Source organism: Acetobacter estunensis, assembly GCF_011516945.1.
In the GTDB taxonomy this organism is placed as follows: Bacteria; Pseudomonadota; Alphaproteobacteria; order Acetobacterales; family Acetobacteraceae; genus Acetobacter; species Acetobacter estunensis.
Map to the genome: position 1 here is coordinate 1 of NZ_WOTH01000058.1, position 10,805 is coordinate 10,805.

General features: G+C 59.8%; 19 protein-coding genes. 2 read left to right on the top strand and 17 right to left on the bottom strand.

Going from position 1 to position 10,805, the window contains the following annotated elements; translation table 11 throughout:
* Positions 1-72: 72 nt before the first annotated feature.
* The 17 genes from GOB87_RS15290 to GOB87_RS15370 all read right to left on the bottom strand — a co-directional run bounded on the left by GOB87_RS15290 (position 73) and on the right by GOB87_RS15370 (position 9,109).
* Positions 73-627, bottom strand: coding sequence for a phage protein Gp27 family protein (locus tag GOB87_RS15290; protein ID WP_166318729.1), 555 nt, complete (start codon positions 625-627; stop codon positions 73-75).
* Positions 628-630: 3 nt separating this feature from the next.
* Positions 631-936: a hypothetical protein gene (locus GOB87_RS15295; protein ID WP_166318732.1), complete on the bottom strand. Its 306-nt coding sequence runs from the start codon at positions 934-936 to the stop codon at positions 631-633.
* Positions 933-1,184, bottom strand: coding sequence for a hypothetical protein (locus GOB87_RS15300; protein WP_166318735.1), 252 nt, complete (start codon positions 1,182-1,184; stop codon positions 933-935). The genes GOB87_RS15295 and GOB87_RS15300 overlap by 4 nt, the downstream gene beginning before the upstream one ends.
* A gap of 18 nt (positions 1,185-1,202) precedes the next feature.
* Entirely contained in the window at positions 1,203-1,613 is a 411-nt protein-coding gene (locus GOB87_RS15305) for a hypothetical protein (RefSeq protein WP_166318738.1), read from the bottom strand.
* A 67-nt stretch (positions 1,614-1,680) separates the two neighbouring features.
* On the bottom strand, positions 1,681-2,409 hold the full coding sequence (locus GOB87_RS15310) for a glycosyl hydrolase 108 family protein (RefSeq protein ID WP_166318741.1): 729 nt from the start codon (positions 2,407-2,409) through the stop codon (positions 1,681-1,683).
* Between the two features lie 71 nt (positions 2,410-2,480).
* Positions 2,481-2,852 (bottom strand): hypothetical protein, encoded by a 372-nt coding sequence (locus GOB87_RS15315; protein ID WP_166318744.1) that lies wholly within the window; start codon positions 2,850-2,852, stop codon positions 2,481-2,483.
* Between the two features lies 1 nt (position 2,853).
* Positions 2,854-3,252, bottom strand: coding sequence for a transposase (locus GOB87_RS15320; RefSeq protein WP_166318747.1), 399 nt, complete (start codon positions 3,250-3,252; stop codon positions 2,854-2,856).
* A complete protein-coding gene (locus GOB87_RS15325; protein ID WP_166318750.1) occupies positions 3,249-3,650 on the bottom strand; it encodes a gp16 family protein in 402 nt (133 codons plus the stop codon). The genes GOB87_RS15320 and GOB87_RS15325 overlap by 4 nt, the downstream gene beginning before the upstream one ends.
* A 35-nt stretch (positions 3,651-3,685) precedes the next feature.
* Positions 3,686-3,922: a hypothetical protein gene (locus GOB87_RS15330; RefSeq protein ID WP_166318753.1), complete on the bottom strand. Its 237-nt coding sequence runs from the start codon at positions 3,920-3,922 to the stop codon at positions 3,686-3,688.
* A gap of 51 nt (positions 3,923-3,973) precedes the next feature.
* Complete coding sequence (locus GOB87_RS15335) at positions 3,974-4,627, bottom strand: DUF3164 family protein (protein WP_166318756.1); 654 nt, start codon at positions 4,625-4,627, stop codon at positions 3,974-3,976.
* Between the two features lie 84 nt (positions 4,628-4,711).
* The gene (locus tag GOB87_RS15340; protein WP_166318759.1) at positions 4,712-4,945 is read right to left on the bottom strand and encodes a hypothetical protein; all 234 of its coding nucleotides are present in this window, start codon (positions 4,943-4,945) and stop codon (positions 4,712-4,714) included.
* A complete protein-coding gene (locus tag GOB87_RS15345; RefSeq protein WP_166318762.1) occupies positions 4,945-6,921 on the bottom strand; it encodes a transposase domain-containing protein in 1,977 nt (658 codons plus the stop codon). Before GOB87_RS15345 ends, GOB87_RS15340 begins: the two co-directional genes overlap by 1 nt.
* On the bottom strand, positions 6,921-7,163 hold the full coding sequence (locus GOB87_RS15350; RefSeq protein WP_166318765.1) for a hypothetical protein: 243 nt from the start codon (positions 7,161-7,163) through the stop codon (positions 6,921-6,923). The genes GOB87_RS15345 and GOB87_RS15350 overlap by 1 nt, the downstream gene beginning before the upstream one ends.
* Positions 7,160-7,624: a hypothetical protein gene (locus GOB87_RS15355; RefSeq protein ID WP_166318768.1), complete on the bottom strand. Its 465-nt coding sequence runs from the start codon at positions 7,622-7,624 to the stop codon at positions 7,160-7,162. Before GOB87_RS15355 ends, GOB87_RS15350 begins: the two co-directional genes overlap by 4 nt.
* Positions 7,621-7,905 carry a helix-turn-helix transcriptional regulator gene (locus tag GOB87_RS15360; protein WP_166318771.1) on the bottom strand — a complete coding sequence of 95 codons (285 nt, stop codon included), beginning with the start codon at positions 7,903-7,905 and terminating at the stop codon, positions 7,621-7,623. Before GOB87_RS15360 ends, GOB87_RS15355 begins: the two co-directional genes overlap by 4 nt.
* Complete coding sequence (locus GOB87_RS15365; RefSeq protein WP_166318774.1) at positions 7,905-8,807, bottom strand: ParB N-terminal domain-containing protein; 903 nt, start codon at positions 8,805-8,807, stop codon at positions 7,905-7,907. Before GOB87_RS15365 ends, GOB87_RS15360 begins: the two co-directional genes overlap by 1 nt.
* Positions 8,804-9,109, bottom strand: a complete 306-nt coding sequence (locus GOB87_RS15370; protein WP_166318777.1) for a helix-turn-helix domain-containing protein — start codon at positions 9,107-9,109, stop codon at positions 8,804-8,806. Before GOB87_RS15370 ends, GOB87_RS15365 begins: the two co-directional genes overlap by 4 nt.
* A 200-nt stretch (positions 9,110-9,309) precedes the next feature.
* On the opposite strand from GOB87_RS15370, the gene GOB87_RS17080 reads away from it, so the two are divergent.
* Both GOB87_RS17080 and GOB87_RS15380 read left to right on the top strand, forming a co-directional pair.
* Entirely contained in the window at positions 9,310-10,056 is a 747-nt protein-coding gene (locus GOB87_RS17080; RefSeq protein WP_166318780.1) for a helix-turn-helix transcriptional regulator, read from the top strand.
* Positions 10,053-10,637 carry a hypothetical protein gene (locus tag GOB87_RS15380; protein WP_166318783.1) on the top strand — a complete coding sequence of 195 codons (585 nt, stop codon included), beginning with the start codon at positions 10,053-10,055 and terminating at the stop codon, positions 10,635-10,637. The genes GOB87_RS17080 and GOB87_RS15380 overlap by 4 nt, the downstream gene beginning before the upstream one ends.
* Positions 10,638-10,805 lie beyond the last annotated feature (168 nt).

Genomic DNA, 10,805 nt, shown 5'->3' on the forward strand with positions numbered 1-10,805 from the left:
GCCAAGGCAATGAGGTTCAATCAGCGCCCATTGGGCGTCTGTCAGCACAAAGCGTTCCATCCGAAGCTTGAATCATAACCCAAGCCTCATGTGAATCCCCACAAACCCTAGACCACGCTTTTTGCCCTCAGCGACTGCGTTTCTCTCGACACGCTCCCGCATCTTTTTCTCAATGTCGGCCTCCAGTTTCCGGCGTGCCTCCTGGTCGGCCGCCGTGGACGACGACAGTGCCTCCAATGCTTTGGCGAGCTGCATGATGCCGCTCGGGTTCCCCCGCAACGCAGCCTTGCCCTTGTCGTCCACCTCGTCATCGTCCGCGCTCAGGAATAAGTCGAGGATCGCCGTATGCAGCAGCTCGATATTGAGCTGCGCGGAACGCGATGCCGGCTCATCGCCCAACTGGCGCACCAGAGCCTCCGCCACCGTGCGTGAATGGCGCAACCGGCGCCCCACCTCATCCATCCGTTTGACGTGACGTCCCAGCGCTGACCGGCTGATATGGGCCACGTCCAGTTCCCGCAGCGCCGCTAGAATTTCGTCAATCGAATGCCCGTTGCCGCGCAACCGCCCAATCTCGTCACGGATCTCGGCCGGCAGTTGCTCAATGGAAGAGGGACGATGCGCCATCGTTCAGCTCGTCAGGCGACGGCCAACGCCACTGACAACCTGCTCGCCCTGCGCCACGCGCTGGCCGGCATCCGTCAGCACCACTTTCCACAATTCACCCCCGGATGACGGGAGGCGTTCGATCCGCACGCAGCTACGCTTTTCCAGAAAGGCCAGATCATCACGCATGAGATCGTGATCTGTATCACGACCTGTCGAGATCACGGCGCGCAGCAATACGTCCTCGTTGAGCATGTGATTGCTCATCTCGGTCAGGCATTTCAGCACGCGCAGACGACGGTCCTCGTTGATGCTCACCTGCACACTCATTTCTCATTTCCCCTGATGTGACCGTTGACGATCACCTGAACCATCTCTTTCGTGTCGCGTCCGCTGCGCTCCACGCCCACCAATGTCGCCTCAATGCGTCCTAGGCTTGCGCGCGTGTCGGTCTCCACGACCTCGACACGCCGCACGATCTCGCCGTGCCGCGCGCGGTCGATCAGTTCGAGAACTGCGACCAGGAGCACTACACCGCAAATCGCAAACCAGACCGCGTAATGCTCCCAGCCGCTCACGCCCTCACACTCCCGGCGTCAGGACGCCGGGGTCGTGGTGGCCGTCTCGGCGCTACTGGCCGCCGGAACCGGCGTGGACACCGTGCTGGTGGTCGCAGAAGAAACCGGCACCAGAATGCCCACGAGATCCGCAATCGCAGCCTTGACGTGGATCTGCACGGTGTCCACGGACGGCACGCTCAGGCCAAGGCCATTGAGAACACCGATCGTGCCCGTGATCGCCTCGGCGGCAACCGGGTTTTTCTCGTCCCAGCTGTTATAAGCCGAGACCAGATGGTCGATGCCGTCGTCGGCCTTGGTGACAGCGGCTTTTACGGCCGTCTGCGCCGCGCTGTTCAGCGCCGCGATTTTTCCCTGGGCGGCGACGCCGCCGATGGCCGACAGTGCGCCAAACACGGTCGGGAGAATGTTTTTCCAGTTCACGCTCATGATGAGACTCCAGCGCCGCGTCCGCGCCCTAGTTCACGCCCAAACTCCCCGCCGGGAGCCGGGAAATTCAGGAGGCAGCGCGCTCGTTTTCTCGCGCCCACACTCGCGCCATTTCGACCCGCGCCCACAGACGCGCCAGCCAGCCGTCACCCTCAATGCGGAAACCCGGCATCTGGCGATAGGCCGCCGCTTGCGCGCATGCGAGGGCGTAGATCGTCAGCAGATCTTCACCCCGCAGTTTCGCAATCGCGGTCAGCGTGATCGGACCCACAACGCCGTCAATGGGAACACCGAGATACCGCTGCAGGTCGTTCGCAAAATCCCCTGAGATCATGCGTGACACCACGATCTCCGGCACGTCCAGCACCCGCGACAACAGCTGTTCCGTCATCACATCGGTGCGGTCCAGCGAACCGTAAATGGATGCCAGCACTGTTAGAGCGCCGTGCACACCCGCGTTGAAGCCGTAATCGAACATCATCAGATCGACGCCTGCCGGGAGCCGATCACACCACAGCGGGTTCCAGTAACGAGACTGGGCGATCTGGCGATACTGCGTCTGGTCAATTCCCTGCATGACAGCCGCCGTCACGCGCGACGGATCGCCCAGCCACCCGGCCATCTCAGGCGCAGAAATGCCACGCATCGTGCCGACGAGACTGCCTCGCCCCACGCGACCGCCCGTCCAGTTCCCCGGATCGTTGCGGCGACAGGAATAGAGACCCTCGCGGTTTTCTGTGAAATCGAGTGAGGGGAGTAGGTCCGAGTGCATGAGCGCGAAACTACGCGCGCGCACGAAGCTGCGGCAGGATGGCGGATGCCAACCCCGTAAGGTCGCAAATCAAGCGGGAGGTTAGAAAGCCGAAATCAGAACAACGACGCCTGCCGTGGGTCGCGAAGGCGCCGTGGCGGCTGACGACCGCCCGTGCGCTTGAGGAGCCGGATCACCGCCCGAAACGACAGACCCAGACGGAACGCGATCTCGTTGGTGTTCAGTCCCTGCGCCTCATAGCAGCGCGCCCGCCAGACGCGGCACAGGGGAACCTCCCACGCCTCGCCACCGCGCCAGTCACACAGCGCCCGAGCCACCTCAACCCCGTAGAGTCGGGCCAGTTTGGACCCGTCCGCCGAACGCGGAATGCGCAGCCGTTTGCCAGCCTCACTCTCCACGAACTCCAGCGCACGCGTCTCACCAACAGCGTCCACCAGAAACGAAATCGTGTGAGGAGGCAACGTCATTTCAAACGTCGCCTGTCAGTTCGGTCAGGAGCGGAAACAGGCCACGCTGCATCAGCAACGCGCCGCTGCCGTGTCCGTTCAGAATATCGGCCGTGACAGCAAGAACACGGCGTCCGTCACGTTCAATCGTCAACACGGCAAAAATCTCGTCGAGAATGCCAATTTTCGCCCAGCGAACAAACCGGCGATAAATCGTTTTCCACGGCAGCCCATATTCGGCAGACAGTTCACGCCACAGGCCACGGGTCCGCAGAACCTGCACAATAGCCGACAGCACGACCCGATCGTCAGACCGTTGCGCGCCGTATCCACGTGGAAATAACATCTCGACCGCGCTGATCGCCTCGTCATCCAGCCAGATCGGCCGAGTGGGTGAGGGGATTTCACGAACTGCACTCATCGTGCGCCTCCACCAATCCGCTGCGACCACGCTTTCAGTGCCTCGATCACCTGCACCGCCTGCGCGTCATCCAGAAACTCTGGCGCATCCACACCCGTCTGGCGCGCCACAAACGCTCTCAGGCTCTCCCGCGATCCGGCCGCCGTCAGCACTGCCCCCATATCGTTCCAGATCGCATACAATTTCCGCACCAGAGGCCGTGCCGGAGAGCGTCGTGCCGGACGTGGCCGGAACCCCAGCCGCTTCATTTCTGCCAATATCGCATCCAGTTGCGCGGTCGTACAGTCCGCACTGGATGCGCGTCCCGTCACACGTGAAAGCAGCGCGCGATAATCCGCATCCTCCAGCCGCAAATCCTTGCGTGCTACATGGATTTTAGCGATCAGCGAACGCCGCATCGTTGTAGACTCCAGTCGAGTGACGGGACGTGCCATTACTCGCTCTCCGATGTAGGCTCATGGGTGAGCAGGAGCGGCTTCGACCGCGCCGACTTTTTCCGCGCAAAACGTATCGCTGGAGAGGATTTCACCTCCGCCATTTCAAATCCGTGCATCATCGGTTCATCACCAGCGTTTCCCTGAGAAATTGCAGGTCCGCGCCATTCCGGCCGATCCACGGGAATCATGCGCGCCGCGATCTTCATGAGTGTCGTCGCGTCTGACATCGACATCGCATAATCCCGAAAACCGATAGTCGCGATTGCCATTTTTTTTGCCATCACTCATACCCTCGAAAAATCGACAACGATCTGTTTCCACTGCCCATCCGGCGTGTCGCGGGTATAGGCCCGCACACCCGTTTTCGACCCAGCAGGCTCAATCGCGTCGCTGATCGCGCGGATGAAATCCGGCCATTTCGGGTGCTGCAGATCGTATTTCCGCAGCCCACTCAGACGCTGCACGTTCACACGACCCGTTTTCTCGTCCCGTTCAAACGCCGCCATGATGAGCGTGCGCAGGTTCGCGTCCACATTCCCGGTCAGATCGTCCAGGATCTCGTTCATCAGCGCCTGCGCGGCTGGCAGAGCCGCCGTCACCCGGCTGTAATCCGCCGTCGAAACCTCGACTTTGTGCCGGTCCGAAACCGAAGCCACTGTCAGGCCGCCGCGACGACCGCCAACCCGTGCACGATAACGCTCGAACATCAGATCCTGATAAGCCGTCAGTTCGTCGAAAATCTCCTGTTTCACGCGCGCATTGTGCTCGGCCAGATCCAGCATTTTCCGCACAACGCCACGCGCCGTTTCGTCCGCGAGCAGCACATGCGCGCGGATGCCGCTCACCGGCATCAGGTTTCCGTGTGAACTGCGGATCATCTTCTCGCCGTTCACTACTTCGATGTCCTCGTCAATCGGTCGTTCCACAGCCTCGCTCATAGTCCGTCTCTCCGGTTCATTCCTGAAAAATACGACATCAATCCATCGCGTCCGGACATCTGCACACGCAGACGTTCCAGCGCCTCAAACCGATCCTGATCGTTTTTTGCCCGACGAATAGCCAACGCCCGACTGCTCGGCCACGTTGCGCACCGAGATGCCCTCGCGTTCGATTGTCGCCTGCACCTCCACACGCAGCGTCCGCGTGCGATTGTCCTCAGCCGTTTCGTCAATATTGATTGTCGCAGTGTCACTCATTACCATTTCCGTCGTGATGTTCTGGATCACCGGGTCGCGCTCGCAGGCGCGATCCGTCATTACCCAGTCCTGCTGAACTGGATGACCTTCCGCAGCGCCGCCGTCTGCGCCTGCTCCTCCTCCTCACGAGCGATCAGCGCGGCCTCATCCATCTCCACGGCCAACGCCGTGTTGCCCTGCACAGCAGGCCGGAAGGGGCGCACTACTTTCGTCTCGATTTCCGTGTTTTCAGCCTCGATCTCGCGCGAATAGACCGCCGCCATTTCCTGAGCGGACAATGACTTTTCCGCTGCGAGGGCCTCCCGGGTCGCGCGCATGAAGGCCCGTCGGGCCTGTCCATGCCTGCGCGCGGCGTCCACATCCGCGAACCCGACCGCCTCGTGACACGGAGCCGCACCGAGATAGGTGCCGCACGTCCGATACACATGCAGATCGGCCTGCAGGTTCTGCGGATCGAACCGGACCACCACGCTCTGACCACGATGATCGAGCAGGAAGTCGGCCCAGTAACGATTTTCCAGCAATTTGATCGTGCCATCCCGGCGATCCACCTTGATCGCCTCGGCCGCCAGCAGCCACAACCGACGCTGTTCCGACGTTGCCTTGCGGATCGGTGATACCGCATAGGACGCGGCAAACGCCTGCTGGAAACTGAGTTTCCCGCCACACACTGCCGTGCGCCGACCTGTGCGCGCGTTGTGCTCACGGATCTCGGTGGTGATCGTTTTGAGAAAGACGTCGATCGGCACAGCCGTGCTGGCGTAATTTTCCGGTTTCGCCAGCGGCGTGTTGCCGGTCCAAGCGCCCGCAAACGCCGGGTGCTTGGCGACGTTCTGAGCCATGTCACGAAAGGCACGCTCAATGGGTTTCGACTGGCCGGAATAGGGCGTGGTCCAGTGAACCTGCACGCCCATCTGCGTCATGATGCCAACAGGCTCGTCGTCACGGATACGAAACCGAAACCTGTTCTCCACGCCGCCGGTCAGCCATTTGCTGGCAAAGTTTCGTCCGTTATCCAGCCAGCAATGATCGGGAATGCCGAATTCCTCGACCATGTCACCGAACGCGAGCCGCACCGCCTCCTTGTTTTCGGAGCGATCCACCCGCCAGGACAAAATCATGCCGGAGTAGAGATCCTGAAACGCCGTCATGACCGGACGGCCAATGTTGCCGTCCTCCCATTTCACAAACACGTCCCATTTGTGGCCGTCGGCGTTCACAGCCTCCAGCGCATGGAAACAGCGCCGGTCACGTTTCTGCACTGGATACAATGCCTTGAGCGCGTCCACGCCCTCACGCGCCAGCACGATCAGCTGCGGATCGAGACGATCCATGCGCCGTTTGAGCGTTTTCTCTGATGGCAACGACCAGCCACGAGCCTCTGCCTCACGCTCCAGACGACGATAGCAGTCCGAAAAACGTGGCTGCTCGACACGGAGATAATCCGATTTGAGCATTTCCCACGCCTCGGGAGGACAATCCGACGTCGGCTGACGGCCCGCATATTGCGGAGCCAGTGCTGGCAACCAATCGCCACGATCAAACCCTCGCACCGCCTGATACCAGCCCATGATCGTGCGACGCCCGACACGCTCCAACTGCGCCACCTGACACACAGCCGCGTTTTTCCGCGTGCCAGCCAGAACCAGCGTCTCGATCGCGTCCAGAATACGAAACGCCCGCTGCGCGCGCGCTTTCAGATTGTCCGGCAGCCCCTCATATCGCCGCCACAGATCCTCACGGCTCCGCTCGAACGCCGCCGATTTCGCCTCAGGCGACTGCTCCTGTTCCCGCCTGAGCAATAGAGCTGCGCGCGCCTCCAGTGGCAGCGAGTAGGGCGTGAATTCGTATCCACCCCCTCGGCCGGACCGCTTGCGCCACGTCTGTCCCTCACGGTCAGGTGCGAGCCAACCCTCGGAATCAATGCGCTCCTGCACACCGCGTTTCGTCCCCGGCATGCCGGGGAGCGCCTGCGCCGCTATCTCTGCCGCTGTCATCCACGGCACCTGTTCAGCGGCTGTTTGCGCGCCGCCCATCACCAATCTCCGTGCCTCGACTCGTCGTTGATGTCGAGCCCCTGAACAGGCCGTCCCAGCCAGTTCAGGATCGCCGCGTAGAGAACAATGAACATCACACCGACGATCGTCAGAGCGAGATCGGCGTGAAATCGGATCAGTCTGCGCATTTCGGCAAACTCCGGCTCATCTATGATAAAACAGACGACAACCACGCCACCCAGCGTGAGCATCGCCAACAGAACGGGGTTGGGCCGCATCATCGTGCCATCCCCCATCTCGCCTCACGCCGCAGACCCGCTTCCATGCGCGAAATCTCGCGTTTGCGAATCTGCACCTCGGCCAACTGGATCATTGGCAACAGCCGACGATCCACCACGGCCAGACCATGTGGCTCGGCAATGAACTCCAGAAGACGCTGATCCTGCGTGGCGGCCAGCAGCGCCTCGTAACGCGGCACGCTGATCACGTGCGTTTCGCGCTCAGGCGAGGAATAGGCGTTGAGAATGTTCACGCTGATGTGCCGGTCCAGACGACGCGACATCGCGTCCGCCACCTGCTCGCGCGAACGTCCGCACGTTTCCAGACAGACCGAAATCGCTCGCGACAGACGCCGCTCGAACGTGTTCCCACGCACCAGATCGCGCTCGAACGCGACAGTCGGAGAGGGCGGAACCCAGTCCAGCAGCGACAACTGCGTCGCCGCATCGATCCGCGCGCTCATGCCGCACCTGCCTGGCGCACCGCTCCGTCACGACGCAGGATCTCGCAGAAATCCTCCTCGCTCGCGTCCAGCGCGTAAAAAAGATCGAGCAGCATCGGAAACGATGGAGAGTGTCGGCCGCGCTCAAGGTCGCGGATCGTCTGCGGTTGACTGTCAACGCAGGCTGCAAGTTCTGCCACCGACAGATCGTCAGCCTCTCGCAGACGGCGGATCGTGTCGCCAATGGCCACACAGATATCCGGATGAAGCAGGCGCTTTCCGGGCTTTCGCGCTCCCTCCATCACGCAGCCTCCCGCGCCACAGCACCGGGCAGTTCAGGCTGGATCACCTCAAGCACGCGCGCACGCTCGCCCGTGTCCATTTCCTCCCAGAGAACGTCCCAATCCTCTACAACCGCATCGAGAACGTACCGCAGGATTTTCCCGCGCGAAGCTGATCCTGCCTTGCGCCACAGCGTCATGAATTTCTCGACGTCGCTCGGCGGTGCCGATTTCGGCGCCCGCGTGATCTCGCGAACGGCGTCTGCAACACTCCGGACACCCGGCATCGTGCGGATCACGTCCGCCACTTTGCGCTGCATGTCCGGAGCCAGACGCACCAGCGCATCGAGCTGCGCTCCGCTATCCGCCAGCCATGTGGAGGATATCGACAGCCGCACGTCAGCAGGGATTGCCTTGTGCCGGGCAACAGCCCGCTGGATGGAGCGTGGCGCCACGCCAAGCCGCTCCGCCGTCGCTTCAGTGAAGCTCGCGATCAAAGCGCCAATCTTGTCGTTTTGATCCGACTTGCGGTCGCCGCCTTTTCGCGTCTCGGGATGCAGTTCCTCGTAAACCGCCTGCCGCTCAGCCAGAAACGTCGCGCGATCCAGCGCCGACAGTTCGCGACGGACGAGGTTCTCGTCAATCTCCAGCAGTTTCGCCTGCAGATCGTCCACGTCACGGATGAACGCGAGCGCCAGTTCCTGTCCCGCAATCTGGAGCGCCCGCAGACGGTGACCACCCGCGATCAGCACGTAGCGGCGGCCGGTTTTTGAAAGTTTGTGCGGGACTTTCCGCACCTCAATCGGTGTGCGCTGGCCTTCTTCTTCAATGCTGGCCGCGATCAACCGTGCATAGTCCTCATCGATCGACCTCAGACGGTCACCCTCGTCGATCTCCTCCAGCGGGATCTCGACGACGTTCATGCCGCCACTCCGTTTGCACGCTGACCAGACCCGTGCCGTGCGGCAGACAGAGCCGACACGGAATAGGAGAGCGGCTGACCATGCGCGTCATAACGACTGGGCCAGATTTCATGGGCGGATTTACAGAGGATCTTGGCAATCGCACTCTCAATCGTCCGCGAATAACCCGGATAATTTATCGTATTGCTGACCGCCCCCTCGCTTTTTCCAAGCGATACCGCGCATGCGGAGAGAGAGCCGAAACGGATTTTCAGTGCCGCCTTGATCTCCTCGGCGTGCATCCCCGGCTTTGTCTGTGCCATAATTATCACCTCTCTGACTCGGGGCGGTGCCAGCCGCCCCTTTTCTCAACCCCATCGCCCGAGATTTCTCTCGGAGCGTCTTGTTCGTGAGGTTCTGCGGTGAGGATACCCAAAATGGGATCTCTATCAAGCGCATTTGGGAACTTCCCACTTCTTTTTTGTGGATATCCTGTGGATAATATATCTAAACTCGCACTTTCGTGCCGTTTTTTCACATGAAAAACACTGAGAATGAGAATTTACCAGTTTCAAATGAGAACCGGGAAATTGAAGCAATCACTCAAAGGCTGAAAATTGCCGTCGAAAACGCGGACGGGAACAAGGCTGTCTCTCAGCGTTCAGGCGTTCCTCTCAGCACTCTGAACGGTTATCTGGCAGGGAGAGACATGAAGGCATCAGCTGCTGCCCGTCTCGCCGTGGCCTGTGGCGTTGACGTGTCGTGGCTACTGGCTGGATCGAGCCCCAAGTCGCGCGCGTCTATGCCTGCGGAATCCGCAAATGGGAATTTGTTCGATATTCCGGTCTACGACATCGAACTCTCGGCAGGCTGCGGAGCACTCCCAAATGAGTTGGAGCGCGTCGCATTCAAGCTCGATGGGAACTTAATACCGCCTGAATTACATCACCGGAAAAAGCATCTCGTGGCTCTGACGGCGCGCGGGGACAGTATGGAGCCATTCATTATGAATGGAGATGTGCTAATAATAGATACAGAAGATCGCCAAATATCAACCGGTTGCGTTTATGGCCTTCGAATTGGCGATCAGCTTCTTGTGAAGCGTCTCTCTGTCAAGATAGACGGAAGTATAGAAGTTTTGAGCGACAATCCACGATATGGCATGGAAATTATAGACGCGTCCCGCGCCCTCACGCTGATTAACGACGGCGGCAACCCCGCGAGCATTATTGGGCGTGTTGTATGGCGCGCCGGAGTAATATTTGGATGAACTCTCGTCCCACTAAAACAAAAATTTCCCTGACAAAAAAACAGATCGTTCAAGCCATATTGGTGTGGATTGCCGTGGGCGTTACTATCTATTTCGGGTTCTTCCATGAAAATTCATTAAAAGGCGATGCAGTTCCTGGGTCTCCACGCACAAATTTGTTGGAAACCGCAGTTCTCTCGCAAGTTCCGAAATCAAAAGAGGCGGCTGTTAAAGCGGCGCTATCAGCAGTTCTGGAGAAATGCAATAATATTTCCATATATGCGCAGCATGGAGAGCGGCTGAAGGCTTTCTATTACCCACATGGGTGGGAACGAACACCCGCTCATATTGACCTGGAGATTGATTTCACGCGCGAGAGCCTAAAAGCAATGCCGCAGGGACTGCGAGATCCGCAGTGGGGTGGCCACGCAGAGATGGGCCTCTCCGCGGGAGCAAACCCCGGTTTGATAATGGAAACACCACTCCCTGAGTGGTTGTGCGGCTATCCCGTGGATGAGGATATATTGTCCAGTGCTGCACGCGACTGGGATATGAAGAAAGTTTTCGTTCCGTTGCCTGCGGTTCCACCGAACAGTTTTTAAGAGGGTTTTCCTCTCCCCTAAGAGCCACGTGAGACAGCTACCTCGCGCACGTCGTGAAGGTGGAGGGTTCTAAAAACCCCCTGGTTTTGAGGTCTTCTGTATGATTCTATTTCTTCTGCGTTGATTGAGGGAATGGCGATATGAAGCAGTCTGGTTTCTTTGATGTTG